This window comes from Rhodococcus baikonurensis, from assembly GCF_040489275.1.
GTDB classification, from domain to species: Bacteria; Actinomycetota; Actinomycetes; order Mycobacteriales; family Mycobacteriaceae; genus Rhodococcus_F; species Rhodococcus_F baikonurensis.
The window spans coordinates 71,553-86,802 of sequence record NZ_JBEUOQ010000016.1; the positions used below are offsets into that span (position 1 = coordinate 71,553).

Annotated in this window: 14 protein-coding genes; 5 read left to right on the top strand and 9 right to left on the bottom strand. The window is 64.1% G+C overall.

Features of this window, described 5'->3' with window-relative positions; genetic code table 11:
- Positions 1 to 13 precede the first annotated feature (13 nt).
- Positions 14 to 1,459, top strand: coding sequence for a CCA tRNA nucleotidyltransferase (locus ABWI03_RS27735; RefSeq protein ID WP_095973478.1), 1,446 nt, complete (start codon positions 14 to 16; stop codon positions 1,457 to 1,459).
- On the opposite strand, the gene ABWI03_RS27740 is transcribed toward ABWI03_RS27735, so the two are convergent.
- The 4 genes from ABWI03_RS27740 to ABWI03_RS27755 are packed head-to-tail and all read right to left on the bottom strand — an operon-like array spanning position 1,449 to position 6,020.
- Positions 1,449 to 2,756: an MFS transporter gene (locus ABWI03_RS27740; protein WP_298774803.1), complete on the bottom strand. Its 1,308-nt coding sequence runs from the start codon at positions 2,754 to 2,756 to the stop codon at positions 1,449 to 1,451. The two genes, ABWI03_RS27735 and ABWI03_RS27740, sit on opposite strands and share 11 nt — an antisense overlap.
- A 23-nt stretch (positions 2,757 to 2,779) precedes the next feature.
- A complete protein-coding gene (locus ABWI03_RS27745) occupies positions 2,780 to 4,417 on the bottom strand; it encodes an acyl-CoA dehydrogenase family protein (RefSeq protein ID WP_298774805.1) in 1,638 nt (545 codons plus the stop codon).
- Positions 4,401 to 5,024 carry a TetR/AcrR family transcriptional regulator gene (locus ABWI03_RS27750; protein WP_298774807.1) on the bottom strand — a complete coding sequence of 208 codons (624 nt, stop codon included), beginning with the start codon at positions 5,022 to 5,024 and terminating at the stop codon, positions 4,401 to 4,403. The genes ABWI03_RS27745 and ABWI03_RS27750 overlap by 17 nt, the downstream gene beginning before the upstream one ends.
- 54 nt (positions 5,025 to 5,078) lie before the next feature.
- Positions 5,079 to 6,020 (bottom strand): NAD-dependent epimerase/dehydratase family protein, encoded by a 942-nt coding sequence (locus tag ABWI03_RS27755; protein WP_298774810.1) that lies wholly within the window; start codon positions 6,018 to 6,020, stop codon positions 5,079 to 5,081.
- 134 nt (positions 6,021 to 6,154) lie between these two features.
- Between ABWI03_RS27755 and ABWI03_RS27760 the strand changes: the two genes are divergently transcribed.
- Both ABWI03_RS27760 and ABWI03_RS27765 read left to right on the top strand, forming a co-directional pair.
- Entirely contained in the window at positions 6,155 to 6,850 is a 696-nt protein-coding gene (locus ABWI03_RS27760) for a TetR/AcrR family transcriptional regulator (RefSeq protein WP_095973471.1), read from the top strand.
- 53 nt (positions 6,851 to 6,903) lie between these two features.
- The gene (locus ABWI03_RS27765) at positions 6,904 to 7,509 is read left to right on the top strand and encodes a YqgE/AlgH family protein (RefSeq protein WP_124566997.1); all 606 of its coding nucleotides are present in this window, start codon (positions 6,904 to 6,906) and stop codon (positions 7,507 to 7,509) included.
- Between the two features lie 28 nt (positions 7,510 to 7,537).
- Here the strand turns inward: ABWI03_RS27765 and ABWI03_RS27770 are convergent, their stop codons facing one another.
- The 3 genes from ABWI03_RS27770 to ABWI03_RS27780 form a co-directional block, all read right to left on the bottom strand.
- Positions 7,538 to 7,702, bottom strand: coding sequence for a hypothetical protein (locus tag ABWI03_RS27770; protein ID WP_172436805.1), 165 nt, complete (start codon positions 7,700 to 7,702; stop codon positions 7,538 to 7,540).
- Between the two features lie 73 nt (positions 7,703 to 7,775).
- Positions 7,776 to 8,756, bottom strand: coding sequence for a bile acid:sodium symporter family protein (locus tag ABWI03_RS27775; RefSeq protein ID WP_095973468.1), 981 nt, complete (start codon positions 8,754 to 8,756; stop codon positions 7,776 to 7,778).
- A 4-nt stretch (positions 8,757 to 8,760) separates the two neighbouring features.
- The gene (locus tag ABWI03_RS27780; RefSeq protein ID WP_298774815.1) at positions 8,761 to 9,930 is read right to left on the bottom strand and encodes an MFS transporter; all 1,170 of its coding nucleotides are present in this window, start codon (positions 9,928 to 9,930) and stop codon (positions 8,761 to 8,763) included.
- Between the two features lie 162 nt (positions 9,931 to 10,092).
- Here ABWI03_RS27780 and ABWI03_RS27785 point away from each other — a divergent pair, with 162 nt between their 5' ends.
- Positions 10,093 to 10,788, top strand: a complete 696-nt coding sequence (locus ABWI03_RS27785) for a FadR/GntR family transcriptional regulator (protein WP_298774817.1) — start codon at positions 10,093 to 10,095, stop codon at positions 10,786 to 10,788.
- Here ABWI03_RS27785 and ABWI03_RS27790 read toward each other — a convergent pair.
- Together ABWI03_RS27790 and ABWI03_RS27795 are read right to left on the bottom strand one after the other, a co-directional pair.
- Positions 10,757 to 11,716: a DUF1648 domain-containing protein gene (locus tag ABWI03_RS27790; RefSeq protein WP_296553872.1), complete on the bottom strand. Its 960-nt coding sequence runs from the start codon at positions 11,714 to 11,716 to the stop codon at positions 10,757 to 10,759. The two genes, ABWI03_RS27785 and ABWI03_RS27790, sit on opposite strands and share 32 nt — an antisense overlap.
- Before the next feature lie 5 nt (positions 11,717 to 11,721).
- Positions 11,722 to 12,216 carry an SdpI family protein gene (locus tag ABWI03_RS27795; RefSeq protein ID WP_298774821.1) on the bottom strand — a complete coding sequence of 165 codons (495 nt, stop codon included), beginning with the start codon at positions 12,214 to 12,216 and terminating at the stop codon, positions 11,722 to 11,724.
- Between the two features lie 101 nt (positions 12,217 to 12,317).
- On the opposite strand from ABWI03_RS27795, the gene leuS reads away from it, so the two are divergent.
- Positions 12,318 to 15,164 (top strand): leucine--tRNA ligase, encoded by a 2,847-nt coding sequence (leuS, locus tag ABWI03_RS27800; protein ID WP_298774824.1) that lies wholly within the window; start codon positions 12,318 to 12,320, stop codon positions 15,162 to 15,164.
- The last annotated feature ends 86 nt before the right edge of the window (positions 15,165 to 15,250 follow it).

Here is a 15,250-nt window from a genome sequence, read left to right on the forward strand (position 1 = left end):
AAGCTCCTTTCACGTGACTGTCCCTACCTCCGACGCTGATCGCCGCCTACGACTGCTTGCCGACGCCACTGCAACGCTCGGCACGTTGTCCGACGTGTTGAACCCGCTCGGTGAGCGTTTTGCTGCGGCCGGTCACGAGCTGTTCCTGGTGGGTGGCAGTGTTCGCGACGCGATCCTCGGCCGCTTCAGTGGCGATTTGGACTTCACGACGGACGCCAGGCCGGAGAAGGTTCAGGCTCTGCTCAAGGGCTGGGTGGACAAGCAGTGGGACACCGGCATCGAGTTCGGGACCATCAGCGCCATCAAGCACGGCCAGGAGATCGAGATCACGACCTTCCGGGCGGACGCTTACGACCGCGTCTCCCGCAATCCGATAGTCGAGTACGGAACGACGTTGGCCGACGATCTGGTGCGCCGCGATTTCACCGTCAATGCGATGGCGATGAAGATCGGCGCGGACGGTTCCTACACTTTTGTCGATCCGCTGAACGGCATGGACGCCCTGCTGGCCGGAGAGCTCGATACGCCGTCGGCGCCGGAGAACTCGTTCAACGACGATCCGTTGCGGATGCTGCGCGCAGCCCGGTTCGTCTCGCAGCTTGGTTTCACGTTGAACAATCGTGTTTTCGAGGCCATCAAGGAGATGGCGTCGCAGATCGAGCGGATCACCGCCGAGCGTGTGCAGGTGGAGCTGAACAAACTGATGCTGGGCATGTACCCGGTGGACGGCATCAACATGATGGTCGACTCGGGGCTGGCCGCGTACGTGCTGCCCGAGGTTCCGCAGATGAAGCTCGAGATCGACGAGCATCACCAGCACAAGGACGTCTACCAGCACTCTCTCACCGTGCTCCAGCAGGCGATCGACCTCGAAGAAGGCGATCCCGACCTCGTATTGCGTTGGGCTGCACTGCTCCACGACATCGGAAAGCCGGACACCAAGCGCAACGAGCCGGGCGGCGGCGTCAGCTTCCACCACCACGAGGTGGTCGGTGCCAAGCTGGTGCGCAAGCGCATGCGGGCACTGAAGTTCTCGAAGCAGATGGTCGACGACGTTTCGCAGCTCGTGTTCCTGCACTTGCGTTTTCACGGCTACGGCAAGGGACAGTGGACCGATTCGGCGGTGCGGCGGTACGTCACCGACGCGGGCGAGCTGCTCCCCCGCTTGCACAAGCTCGTGCGGGCCGACTGCACCACGCGCAACAAGCGTCGCGCCGCGCAGCTGCAGGCCACGTACGACGACATCGAAGAGCGGATCGCGCGCATTGCGGAGCAGGAAGACCTCGCTCGGGTGCGTCCGGATCTCGATGGCAACGCCATCATGGAACTGCTCGGCATCCCGGCCGGCCCGCAGGTGGGCAAGGCATGGACGTTCCTCAAGGAACTACGTCTGGATCGCGGGCCGCTCGAACGTGACGAGGCCGAAGCCGAACTTCTGAAGTGGTGGGCTACCCAGTAGGGCTGGTTTCTCGTTTCTTGCGGTTGATCAGTACTGCCGACAATCCCGCGGCGTAGACGCCCGCGCCGGCAAGGGCAAGGCCGACGCTCTTGCCGTCGGGCGCGATCACCGTCGACGCCGCCGCGATCGCACCGATGAACGCGACGTTGAACACGGTGTCCTGCAAGGCGAATACCTGGCCACGACGGTCGTCGTCGATGTCGATCTGCATGGCCGCGTCGCCGCTGAGTTTCACGGACTGACCGGCGATGCCGAGCAGGAATGCGGCGATCAGCAGCGAGCCTTGCGTCAGGGTGGTCACGAAGACGAGCTGGACGAGAACCGCGCACACCAGGGCGTACGTGATCGTCCGTGAGCGACCGATCCGAGGAATGAGGAACGGTGTGATCAAGGCCGCGATCAGCATTCCGATGGCCGTTGCACCGACGGCGACGCCGAATCCGGCCATCCCTCCAGGTAATTGGGAGCCGTTCGAAGTGTCGCGTAGGACCAGCACCATGATGAGGGTGTTGATGCCGAAGCAGATGCGGTGTGCGCCGATTCCGATCATTGCCGTGGTGACGCCGGGCGCCTCCCAGGCAGCGGTTGCACCGGTGCGCAGTCCGGCTGTTACCGAACGGACGGCGCTGGCGCGGACCACCTCGTCGGCCACCGGACCAAGCGAGCGGGCCGTGAACCTGGCCGCGGCGAGGGCAGCAATCACCGACCCCAGCGCTGCGATCGCCACGGCTGCGCCCGACGCTCGATCCCCGGCGCCGATCACACCGATGATCGCCACCGCAGCCGAAGCGCCCAGAGCAGCGACCACCGAACCAGCCGTTGTGAGAACGGAATTGGTTGCCACCAGCCACGATTGTCGGACGACCTTCGGCAGGGCTGCGGATACTCCTGCCCCGACGAAGCGGCTGACTCCGATGGCAGCAAGCGCACACGTCAACAGCAGAGTGTCACCGCCGCCGGCCACCAACAACACCGCGGTGGTCAGAATGAAGAGCCCGCGGAGCACGCTCGCCCACAGGAGCACCAGGCGGCGGTCCCAACGATCCAGCAGAGCCCCGGCAAAGGGGCCGATCACCGAATAGGGAAGGAGCAGTACGGCAAAGCCGGCCGCTATCGCCACCGGATCGGTTTCGCGTTCCGGATTGAAGAGGATTGCGCCGCCGAGCGCGGCCTGGAACATTCCGTCGCCGAACTGGCTGGAAAAGCGGACGAGCGCCAGCCTTCCGAGGCCGGGTGATTCACGCAGGGTGTGCAGTACGCGCTGCCAGGCCTCGCGGCGGTTCGAGGCTCGGTTCATAAGCGGAAACTGTAGTGGGTGGGTCAGGCGCCGATCTTGACGGTCGCCCGCTCGAGGATCGGCGCGATGTCGATTCCCCTCGGCAGCGTTCCGAACACGCTCCCCCAGTCGCTTCCGAGTCGACTCGCACAGAACGCGTCGGCCACCGCGGGGTGCCCGTAGCGGAGCAGCAGCGAGGCTTGCAGTGCGAGTGCCATGTCACCGACGATCTTTCGCGCCCGGTATTCGATGTCCCCGAAATCGCCGAATGTCGCCTCGAGATCCCGCACGGCCTGATCGAAGTGGGCATCCACGCCACTCGCTTCTTTCAGTTCCTCGAAGAACACCTGCAGCGTTTCGGGTTGCTTCGCCATCGCCCGGAGTGTGTCGAGCGCCGCGACGTTGCCCGACCCCTCCCACACCGAGAGCAGCGGAGCCTCGCGATAGAGGCGCGGCATCCGGGATTCCTCCACGTATCCGTTTCCGCCCAGACATTCGAGTGCCTCGGCAGCGTGGATCGGTCCGCGCTTGCAGACGAAGTACTTGCTCACGGCCAACGAAATGCGTCGTAGTGCGGTGGCGTGGGGATCGCCTGCGGTTGCGCGATCGGTCAGAGCGGCCAGCCACATCGCGACGGTAGTCGACGCCTCCGATTCCACCGCCAGATCAGCCAGAACATTGCGCATCAAAGGTTGGTCGATCAGGTTGGCGCCGAACGCACTTCGGTGATTCGCATGGTGAACTGCCTGCAGAGTGCCGACGCGCATGCCGGTGGCCGTGCCGATCGTGCAGTCCAGCCTGGTCATGTTGACCATCTCGATGATGGTGCGCACGCCCCGGCCTTCCTCGCCGACCATCCACGCGAGAGTGTCGCGGTACTCGACCTCGCTGCTCGCGTTGGAATGATTCCCCAACTTGTCCTTCAGGCGCTGTAGGTACATGTTGTTGAGCGAGCCGTCCGGCAGGATCCGCGGAAGGAAGAAGCACGACAGGCCACCCGGTGCCTGGGCGAGGACGAGGAACACGTCCGACATCGGCGCGGAGGTGAACCACTTGTGACCCGTCAGCAGGTAGCTGCCGTCGGATTGTGGTACCGCTCTTGTGGTTCCGGCACGAACGTCCGAACCGCCCTGCTTTTCCGTCATCGACATACCGGCGATCAATCCGGGCTTGGTGAGGGGAGCTTTCAGCTCTGGATCGTAGTGCCGGGCGGTCAGGAGTGGTTCGTACTGCTCTGCCAGCTCGGTGTTGTGCCGCAGCGCGGGCACCACCGCGTACGTCATCGAGATGGGGCAGCCGTGGCCGGCGTCGGTTTGACCCCACACGGCCATCTTCGCGGCTCGGACGAGGTGTGCGTGTGGGTCCGGGTCAGCCCACGGAGCACCGTGCAGTCCCAATTCGACTGCGGTGCTCATGAGTTGGTGATAGGCGGGGTCGTAGCGGACCTCGTCGATACGGTTGCCGTAGCGGTCGTGGGTTCGCAGGACGGGCGGGTGCTCCTCGGCCAGATCGCCCCACTCCTGGGCTTGCGCGCTTCCGGCGCGGACCCCGACGCGATGAACCTCTTCGAGCGCGTCCGATGCTCCCTCACGGTGCAGTGCCTCGAGGATCGGCGCGTATTCGGCTGCGTCGTAATCGATCAGGGGCGGCACCTGATTGGTGACTTCATGCGTGGGTGTCATCGAAACTCCCTAACGATCGAAGGGTGAAGGCGAGGATGGCATCGATCGCAGCGGGATCCGTGGTGCCGCCGCGCAACGGAAGGATCAGGGCCTCACCGATTGCCCCGACGATGCACGCTGCCGTCAGAGTGGCGTCCTGCGGAGGTATCTCACCGGTGTCTACGGCCGAGCGGATTGCGGTGGCCAGGCAATCGCGGAACGATTCGCGAAACATGAGTCGCTGTTCGTCGACGAGTGGATCCACCGGTTCCACCAGCAGTGCATAGGCGAGAACCGGTGCACGCATGGCGCGTTCGGCGAACGTGCGAACCGACGCTGATACGGCGGAGCGATGGTTGCCTTCCAGGATTCGGGCGCTGTCTCCGGCGTCCCGAACCGCGGATACCTCACGGCTGCAGACTGATTGGAATACTTCGGCGAACAGTTCGCCCTTGCCGTCGAAATGTCGATACAGCGTCCCGGTGCCGACGCCGGCGTTCTTGGCCACCGCGGCGATGGAACACCCCGCATAGCCGTGGGTTGCCACTGCCGTCGTGGCGGCCTCGAGCAGTCGGGCGCGTTGGGCGTCCAATCGTTCCTGTACTGCCGGAGTGCGGCGATAGGCCATGTGAAGAAGTGAACACCCGTTCCGTTCTTGCGTCAAGAGCCCCTGCCTGCAGGTTCAGGCAGCAGCGGTGCGAGCCTGTTCCGCGCGCCACCACGCGACGGTCTCCTCGGCGGCCTGATCGAGCGGTGTCGGTGAGAGGCCGAGCAGCACTTCGCTGGCACTCGAGTCCATGACAAACGGCTTGGTGAACTGGTAGTTCATCTCCGCGAGCTCGCGGGTGTCGGTGTTGACCTTGCCGACTGCGTCGAGCACCCAGGCGGGCAGGACGCCCACCTTGGCGGGGGATGTCCCGGCGGCTCGGGCGAAGGCTTCGGCGATCTTGCGCTGAGTGAGCGCGGGGCCGGTGGGTGCGTGGATGACGGAGTTCCAGAGTTCGGGGTTGTGTGCTGCGGCGATCATCGCTGCGGCGAGATCGGGAATGTAGGTGAAGGAGTGCGGCTGGTCTGCGGAACCGATGACACGAATCTTCTTACCTGCCATGACCTTCGGAACCATGCGCTCGCCGGCGTGGGCGGTGCGGACGCGGGGGCCGAAGAAGTCCGAGGCGACGACGCTGACGGTAGGTGTTGCCGAAGCCTCGCGAGCACGCAGCAGCGCGGTTCGCACGCCACGCTTGCCGCCGGTGGCGTTGCGTGGATCGGATTCGGTCATCAAGGTGTCGGAGTTGTAGGCGTAGAGGCTTTCGGGGAAGACCACGACGGCGCCGATGGATGCGGCCGCGTCGAGCACGACCTTCTCGGCCGCCGGGAGTTCCCGCTCCCAATCGGCTGCGTTGTAGGCGGCGTGGATGCAGTGGTAGATGGCCGTGGCGCCTTCGCTGACCGAGCGCAGGGCCTCGGAATCCGAGACGTCGACGCGTCGACGGTCGATCAACGGGTGCTCCGGCCCGCTGCCGGACCTGGTCAGGAGGCGGACATTGATGCCCTGCTCGGCGAGCTGTAGCGCGACGGCGGATCCGACGGGTCCTGCTCCGGTGACGATTTCGAGGTTCGACATGGTGTGCTCCTTCTCGTTTCGGGTGAACTGAGAGCACTGCTCTCGTTTTCAAGAATGCACCCGCGCCTCAGCGCTGTCAAGAGCAGTGCTCTCTTTTGTTGATACTGCTCTCGATCATGGGGCAAGATGGACTCATGGTTGGGACTCCCCGTGAGCGGGCGCGCGAACAGACGCTGCAGGACATCACCCGGATCGGACGCGAGCATCTTGCTGCCGTCGGCGCCGCAGCTTTGTCTCTGCGGGCCGTCGCACGTGACCTGGGAGTCGTGTCCTCAGCGGTGTACCGCTACGTCGCCAGTCGCGACGAACTGCTGACCTTGCTGGTGGTGGACGGGTACACGGAACTGGGCTCGGAAGTGGACGCTGCCGTGAATGCCGTTGCAGCAGAAGATTTTCGCGGGCAGTTCGTTGCTCTCGGACGTGCCGTCCGGAGTTGGGCGATCCGGGAACCGGCCCGCTACGGTCTGCTGTTCGGCAGCCCCGTCCCCGGTTACGACGCTCCGGGCGAGCAGACCACCGGTCCTGGCACTCTCGTCGTGACCCGGCTGATCGGGATCATCGACGCCGCACATCGAGCGGGCGCACTCACGGTGCGAGAGGGTCCGGACCTGAGTGACACGCTGGCAATGGACCTCGAGGGAGTGCGGAAAGAACTGGGCACCGACCTGCCGCCGGATGCCGCAGTGCGCGCAACTCTCGTCTGGGTATCGCTGTTCGGCTCGGTGAACTTCGAGGTGTTCGGGCAGTACGGAAGCGATACGTTCAGCGACGCGAGCGAGATTTTCGAGCGGCATCTGGCACTACTTGCCGATGTGGCGGGTCTGACCTGAACACGCCTGTGTCTCGTTCCTCCGCACGCAGTTGTCGGTGAGATGATGTCTTTGTGGCGCACGCAGAAGAACCCGAGGATCGAATGGCCTGGATAGAACCGGAGGTTCGTCCGGGCAGTTTGTTGGTGTCGTCGACCGATCTCACGGAACCTGCATTTCGCCGCACCGTCATCTACATGATCGAGCACAACGACGCCGGGAGCTTGGGCGTCGTCGTCAATCGGCCGAGTGAGACGGCCGTGCAGAACGTGTTGCCGCAGTGGGCGCCGTTGACCGCGCATCCTTCGGCGCTGTACATCGGTGGACCAGTCAAGCGTGACTCGGCGCTTTGCCTGGGAATCGCTCGAAACGGTGCACGGATCGACGGCGTCGCCGGCCTGCGGCGGGTGGACGGCAAGGTAGTCATGGTGGATCTGGACTCGGACCCGGAGGTGATCGCTCCTCTGGTCGAAGGGATCCGCATTTTTGCCGGGTACTCGGGTTGGACTCTGGGGCAGCTGGATTCGGAGCTCGAGCGTGAAGACTGGATGGTGATCAGCTCACTGCCGTCGGATGTGCTGACGCCGCCCCGAGTCGATGTCTGGGCACGGGTGCTACGACGCCAGCCGCTGCCCGTAGCGATGCTGGCCAGTCACCCCATCGAGGTCGAACGGAACTGATCTGTCGGAGGTCGATGATATTCCTGTGTCATCGTTTTCGAGAGAGGTGGCAGTAATGATCGCTGAGCGTCAGATCCAGTGCGCGGATTGTGTTTCGGATGTCGATCACTGCCACGATTCTCTGCTGCGACATGTCGACGGATCGCTCGAATGCACCGGGGTGAACTGTGTCGACCTGGCATCGAGTCGCCATGCGTTGTCCATCGATTGTGCTGAACTGCAGGGCGGTTGTGGCTGCGTCGACGCGACCCGGGACGCGTTGCTCGCTAGCTGACGCTCACCGGATCCCGATTCGCGAAGCGTTGCGCCATGGCAGCACAGACGATCAGTTGGATCTGATGGAAGATCATCAGCGGCAACACGATCAGGCCGACGGGCTGGCCCGCGAACAGCACGGCCGCCATCGGTAGGCCCGTTGCCAAGGACTTCTTCGACCCGCAGAAGATGATGACGATCTGATCGGGAAGATCGAAGCCGAGTTTGCGCCCCGCGAAGGCAGTGACGCCGAGAACCAGCGCGAGGATCAGGCAGCACACGATTGTGAGGATCACGATCTGCCAGATCGTGACGGTGCTCCAGATCCCCTCTTTCATGCTTTCACTGAAGGCGGCGAAGACAACAAGGATGATCGATCCACGATCGACGTACTTGGTGGGTTCGGCGTACTTCTGCAGCCATCCGATCACCAGCGGGCGGATCAGCTGACCGACGATGAACGGGATCAGCAGCTGCACGACGATGTCGAGGATCGACGAGAAGTCGACGGTCGCCTGGCCGGTGGTGTTCATCAGCAGAACCACCAGCAGCGGCGTGACGAAGACGCCGATCAGGTTGGAGAACGACGCACTGACGATCGCGCCGGCGACGTTTCCCTTGGCGATCGAAGTGAACGCGATCGACGACTGAACCGTCGACGGAACGAGGCACATGTAGAGGAGGCCGGTGTAGAGGTCGTCGCTGATCAGGGTCGGCGACAGGAATCGCAGAGCTAGGCCGATCAACGGGAAGAGCACAAATGTCGCGGCAAGGACGACGGTGTGCAGTCGCCAGTGCTTGACGCCCTTCCAGGCTTCCTGCGGCGAGAGTCGTGCGCCGTAGAGCAGGAACAGGAAGCCGATGGCGATCTTGGTGGCCCAGTTCAGAATGCTCTCCGCGGTACCCGATACCGGGAACACACTTCCGAGCACGCCGGCGATGATGATGCCGAGGATGAACCCGTCGATGTAGAACCTACTGAGAAACTTCACCTGGCTAAGGATAACGGCGTGCGTCGACGGGCTCTCGAGCCCCACGAAGGTTGAAGCCCATCACGGCCAGGCACAGCAGCGTCCCGACGATCGACAGCTCGATGATGGCCGTCTGCATTCCCTGGATGGTGATGGCGATACCCGCGATGATCGACGGGATCGCCAGTCCCGCGTAGCTGACGGTGAAGAACGCGGCCAGAACTCCGCCGTGGCTCTCGCGTGCGTGGGTCCGGGCGGCGGCGTTGACGCGCTTCATGCCGCCGGCAAACGCCAGACCGTGCCCGGCGCCGACCACGACGGTGATGGCGCCCAGCAGCGCGAGGCTGGGTACGAGATCGACCACGAGCAACCCGATCATTCCGAGGGCGAGGATTCCCAGGCCGACGGTGACGGACGCCCTCGGGTCCATGCGGCTTCCGCCGAGTTGAGCGATCACCGAGCAGATCATGACCAGTGCGGCTGCCCCACCGCCGAGCAGAAGGTTGTCGATGTTCAGCAGGCTGGTCATCCACGACGGGACCACCGACTGGAAGAGCCCGACTGCGCCCCACGACAGCGCGACGGCGAGCGAGCTGAGCCAGAACGTCTCTCGAATGGTGGCGGGAACATGTGGCATCTGGAAGAACCGCTTCGGGCGTGTGACGTCCCCGATCCGCGGCAGTAGCAGCAACACGATCAGTGCCGGGATGAACGCAACAAGGAAGATCAGATACGGCAACCGCAGTGGTTGCGGAAGGTACTGGGCGATCGCGCCGGACACGAGTGGTCCGAGTGCACCGCCCAACGCACCCGTCACCGTCGAGACGAGCGCTGCCCGTCGGTGATCGAACTTCGGTTCCTGCTCCACCAGTGCGGCGCTACCCGCCGCACTGGCCGCGCCAACCGCGATGCCCTGAGCGACGCGTCCGACGAACAACCACACCGTCGCGTCGGCGAATGCCAGGACGAGCGTGCCGACGACGCTCAGTGCGAGCGCAGCCAGAAGCACGGTGCGTCGACCGAGGGCGTCGGACAGCGGTCCGAAGAAGAGCAATGCCGGAACGAGCCCGGCGACGTAGACGCCGTAGATGAGCGTCTGGACGGTGGGCGTGAACCCGAACTCGGTCCGGTACAGCCCGTAGACGGAGGTGGGCATGTTCGCGCCCAGAAGGATCACGGTGAGGACGTAGCCCACGCCGTAGAAGTGTCGGTTGGTGCGGCGTGTGCGTTGTTCGGTGGCGACAGCGGTGGCGGACGTGGGAAGGCCCTCCTGAAGACTGAGTTCGAAAATACGTGGGTCGTCCTACGTATCGTAGGTGAGTGGAATGATCGCCGCGAATGCTGTGAGGATGAGTAGATGACCGTTGTTCGCAAGGAGTCCGCGTACGAGCAATCCCTCGACTGGATGCGCGCGCAGATCTCCGACGGCGCCTGGACCGTCGGCAACCGGGTTCCGACCGAGCCGGAGTTGATGAGTGTTCTCGGCGTCGGCCGGAACACCGTGCGCGAAGCGATCAAGACACTGACGTCGACGGGAGTCCTCGAGATCCGTCGCGGATCAGGGACCTTCGTGCGTGCTCGGACCGACATCGGCGGCCTGCTCGGCAAACACGCGTCCGTCGACGAGATGAAATACGTCTTCGAAGTGCGTCGTGCGCTCGAGATGGAAGCAGTCCGCTTGGCGTGTGAGCGTCGCAGCGCCGACGATGTTCGGACAATTCGTGAGCTGGCCGCCAAGCGTGATGTCCCAGCGGAGAACTTCGTCGACGTGGATCTCGCATTTCACATTGCCGTCGTCGATGCCGCTCACAATCCGGTTCTGAAAGATCTGTTTGCCGGGATCCTCGAAACCGTTCGCGCCACCTACGAGGTGACCGAAGGGGTGCATCCGCCGTCGCTGACGTCCTCGCATCACCGGGGAGTCGCCGAAGCAATTGCCGAACGAGATGTCAGCAAAGCCAGGGCGGCGGCGTGTGGGTACCTGGAAAAGACTCAGGAAGCGATCGGTTCAGGCTCGGCGGTTACCGAGTCCGGGCGTCGGCCACTCGGTTGAGGGACCCGGCGATGTCTTCGGCCTTCGGTGTCGTGATCGTGAGCCGGTCGCCACCGGCGAAGGTGACGACCACCGCCGGCCCGGTGCGGGTGACCACGCCGTAGTTGCGACGACCCTTGGTCTTGAGTCCCCAGCCGCCGAAGTCCGCGAACGGTTTGATCTCCGCGACGTCGGCTTCGACAACTTCGTCGATGCCGTAGGTCATCGCAGCCATCCCCATGTTGATCACCCGAATTTCCCGTTCGTCGACGATCACCCGGAAGCGAACCAGGCTGACGACGAGCAGTCCGAGTGCACCGAAGATGAACAGCGGCCAGAGTGACCGCATCGACAACGCCATGACGACTCCGGGTGCCAGAGTGATCGCAGTGAGGATCGCCGAGCCTTTGGTGCTGAATCCGACGTCGTCGGAGATGGGCAGAGGGCAGCTGCTTCGAGGCAACCCGGCCGATGGTTTGGTCGCGGCAAGCGTGCGGCCGCGGTAGTCGCGCAGGAATGAGGCACCGATCCAACCCAGCACCGCGCCGACGACAAAGCCGACACCGAGAGACCACAGCGGGAGTGACGTCGTAGTCGGATCGGTGACATCGAGTTGGGTGTAGAGCAGAGCGAAGTTCACTGTCGTGATGAGCCCGACCACGCTCAGTCCGACAACCAACATGAATCGACGCATCATCAACATCGCGGGAGCAAGAGCGGCAATTGCGCTGAGACCGCCACCGAAGAGCAGCGTCAGAAGTGCGATGGTCCACGCGTTGGAAGACGGGGTGGAGAAGCCGTCCGGCGAGGTAGTGGTCCAGTGAGTCGCGATCTGCTCCGGGAGGCGAGGCTCCCACATTTTTGTCAGGACGAAGCCGAAGACCGCACACAACAGCGGAACGACTAGCCCGAATACGACCCCGGCCGGGTCGACCACGCGATGTTTCACGTGAATCAATGAGCCGGCTGGCAAGCATCCTTGAGCGCGCAGGCACCGCAGGAAGCGGTGCCGCAAGCGGCAGCGTTCGCCTTGGCCTCGGGGGTCTCCGCCACCGGCTCGTCTGCGGCAGGCTCGGAGTGTCCGCCGCAGTTGCAGTCGTTACCGCATCCGCTCTGCTGCGGGAGTGCGGCGGCAGCGCGGGCACCGATGCCTCCACCGAGACCGGCAGTGAGGACGGCGACGACGACGGCGATGATCGCGACCGCGACGCCGAAGACTCCGCCGATGGTCAATGCTGCGACTCCGCCGATGACCAACATTCCGGCGGCCGCGAGCATGGTCGGACCGGCCACCTTGTTGGCGAGGGCGAACGACTCCTCGCTCCGCAGGGAATCGTCGGTGCGGACACCGGCCCAGCGGTTGCGCGGGAGTTTGCCGATCAGTCCGGCGACAGCAACTCCACCGACGGCGACAGCGAGCACGAATAGCACCACAGCGACAACGATCACCCATACAGGATAGGCGCGAGTGGAGTTGATGGTATGCCCGGGTCGCGCAGGCTCTACCCTGGTTATCGGTATTTCCGTCAGCCAAGTAGATAGCGACCACAGTGACCGAGTCTCCGCAGTCCCCCGATTCACCAGCCGACGCAACTCCGCAGCACCGCTACACCGCGGAGCTCGCCGGCCAGATCGAGCAGCACTGGCAGGACCGCTGGAGTGAGGAAGGCACGTTCAACGCGCCCAATCCGGTCGGTCCGCTCTCCTCGCCCGACGGTGTTCCTGCCGACAAGCTCTTCGTTCAGGACATGTTCCCGTACCCCTCGGGTTCGGGCCTGCACGTCGGTCACCCACTCGGATACATCGCCACGGACGTCTTCGCGCGCTTCCATCGCATGCAGGGCCGCAATGTCCTGCACACCCTCGGCTACGACGCCTTCGGGCTCCCGGCCGAGCAGTACGCCGTGCAGACGGGTACCCACCCGCGGACCACCACCGAGTCCAACATCGCCAACATGAAGCGCCAGCTGCGACGCCTGGGTCTGGGACACGACGAGCGTCGTAGCCTCGCGACGACCGACGTCGACTTCTACCACTGGACGCAGTGGATCTTCCTGCAGATCCACGGCGCCTGGTACGACAAGGCTGCCGGTAAGGCGCGTCGTATCTCCGAGCTGGAAGCCGAATTCGATTCCGGTGAGCGCGCTCTGGAAGACGGACGCGAGTGGACGTCGCTGACAGTGGCCGAAAAGGCCAAGGTTCTGGATTCGTACCGCCTTGTCTACCAGTCGGATTCGATGGTCAACTGGTGCCCCGGTTTGGGTACCGTGCTGGCCAACGAGGAAGTTACCGCCGACGGTCGTAGTGACCGCGGAAACTTCCCGGTCTTCCGTAAGCACCTCCAGCAGTGGATGATGCGCATCACCGCGTACTCCGACCGCCTGGTCGACGACCTCGAGTACCTGGATTGGCCGGACAAGGTCAAGGCCATGCAGCGCAACTGGATCGGACGCTCCTACGGCGCCGAGGTTACTTTCGCCGCAGGCGAATACGGCATCGATGTATTTACGACGCGCCCCGACACGCTGTTCGGTGCCACCTACGTGACGTTGGCTCCCGAGCATGCTCTGGTCGACAAGCTCGTTGCGGACGAGTGGCCCGAAGGTGTCGACGCACGCTGGACCGGCGGCGCTACGACGCCGGCGGAAGCTGTTGCTGCATACCGTAAGTCGATTGCCGCCAAGACCGACCTGGAGCGTCAGGAAAACAAGGAGAAGACGGGCGTCTTCCTCGGTTCCTACGCCGTCAATCCGGTCAACGGCCACAAGGTCCCGATCTTCATCGCCGACTACGTGCTGACCGGCTACGGCACCGGCGCGATCATGGCAGTTCCGGGACACGATCACCGTGACTGGGAGTTCGCGAACGCGTTCGGTCTGGAGATTCTCGAAGTTATTGCCGGTGGCGATGTTTCGGAGGCGCCGTATTCGGGCGACGGCGCGCTGGTGAACTCCGACTACCTCGACGGTCTGGACGTGGCCGAGGCCAAGGCGACCGTCATCAGCCGCCTCGAGGAGAGTGGCCAGGGCAAGGGCACCATCCAGTACAAGCTGCGCGACTGGCTCTTCGCGCGTCAGCGTTACTGGGGTGAGCCTTTCCCGATCGTCTACGACGCGGACGGCAACGCGCACGCCCTGCCGGATTCGGCTCTGCCCGTGGTGCTTCCGGAGGTCGAGGACTACGCACCCGTGTCCTTCGATCCGGATGACGCCAACTCCGAGCCCTCTCCCCCGCTGAACAAGGCGACCGACTGGGTCAACGTCGAGCTCGATCTCGGCGACGGACTGCAGACCTACCACCGCGACACCAATGTCATGCCGCAGTGGGCGGGCAGCTCGTGGTACCAGCTGCGTTACATCGACCCCACCAACCAGGACGCCTTCTGCGACCCGCAGAACGAGGCGTACTGGACGGGTCCCCGTCCGGAACTGCACGGCCCCAACGATCCCGGTGGAGTCGACCTGTACGTCGGCGGCGTCGAGCATGCGGTGCTGCACCTGCTGTACTCGCGCTTCTGGCACAAGGTCCTGTTCGACCTGGGCTACGTGTCCTCGAGCGAGCCGTACCGCCGCCTCTACAACCAGGGCTACATCCAGGCATTCGCGTACACCGATGCCCGCGGCGTCTACGTGCCCGCAGAAGACGTCGTCGAGCGTGACGGCAAGTTCTTCTACGAGGGCGCCGAGGTCAACCGCGAGTACGGCAAGATGGGCAAGAGCCTGAAGAATGCCGTTGCGCCGGACGAGATCTGCGCCGAGTTCGGTGCAGACACCCTGCGTGTGTACGAGATGTCGATGGGTCCGCTGGACACCTCGCGTCCGTGGGCGACCAAGGATGTCGTCGGTGCTGCTCGATTCCTGCAGCGAGTGTGGCGCGTCGTCATCGACGAGGAGACCGGCAAGCCCCGTGTCACCGACGAAGCACCCGGTGAGGAGACGCTGCGTGCGCTCAACAAGGCGATTTCCGGTGTCATCGAGGATTACACGGCGCTGCGCGACAACACGGCCGCTGCGAAGCTGATCGAGTACAACAACCACCTCACCAAGGCGTTCCCGGGTGGCGCGCCCCGTGCTGCCGTCGAGCCGTTGGTGCTGATGCTCGCTCCCCTGGCGCCGCACCTCGCGGAAGAGCTGTGGTCGCGTCTGGGACACACGGAATCTCTTGCGCACGGCCCCTTCCCCGCTGTCGAGGAGAAGTGGCTCGTCGAGGACACCGTCGAGTACCCGATCCAGGTCAACGGCAAGGTCCGTAGCCGCATCAGCGTCCCGGCGGATGCCGATCGCAAGGCTGTCGAGGAGATCGCCCTGGCCGACGAGAAGATCGTCGCGCTGCTCGAGGGCAACGCACCGCGCAAGGTGATCGTTGTGCCGGGCAAGATGGTGAACATAGTTCTCTAAGGCCTTCGGCCTCTGTGCGCCGTTTTGGTAGTTACCGCTACCGAAACGGCGCACAGTCGTATCTGGGGCTGCATCTGGGGCGCCAA

What these genes read in the sequence shown, in the direction of transcription:
- ABWI03_RS27750 (WP_298774807.1), bottom strand. Translation starts at nt 5,024, where the DNA reads ATGGCCTATCGCCGCACTCCGGCAGTACAGGAACGATTGGACGCCCAA.
- ABWI03_RS27755 (WP_298774810.1), bottom strand. Translation starts at nt 6,020, where the DNA reads ATGTCGAACCTCGAAATCGTCACCGGAGCAGGACCCGTCGGATCCGCC.
- ABWI03_RS27785 (WP_298774817.1), top strand. Translation starts at nt 10,093, where the DNA reads ATGACCGTTGTTCGCAAGGAGTCCGCGTACGAGCAATCCCTCGACTGG.
- ABWI03_RS27745 (WP_298774805.1), bottom strand. Translation starts at nt 4,417, where the DNA reads ATGACACCCACGCATGAAGTCACCAATCAGGTGCCGCCCCTGATCGAT.
- ABWI03_RS27740 (WP_298774803.1), bottom strand. Translation starts at nt 2,756, where the DNA reads ATGAACCGAGCCTCGAACCGCCGCGAGGCCTGGCAGCGCGTACTGCAC.
- ABWI03_RS27770 (WP_172436805.1), bottom strand. Translation starts at nt 7,702, where the DNA reads ATGGCGACTCGATGCCAGGTCGACACAGTTCACCCCGGTGCATTCGAG.
- ABWI03_RS27760 (WP_095973471.1), top strand. Translation starts at nt 6,155, where the DNA reads ATGGTTGGGACTCCCCGTGAGCGGGCGCGCGAACAGACGCTGCAGGAC.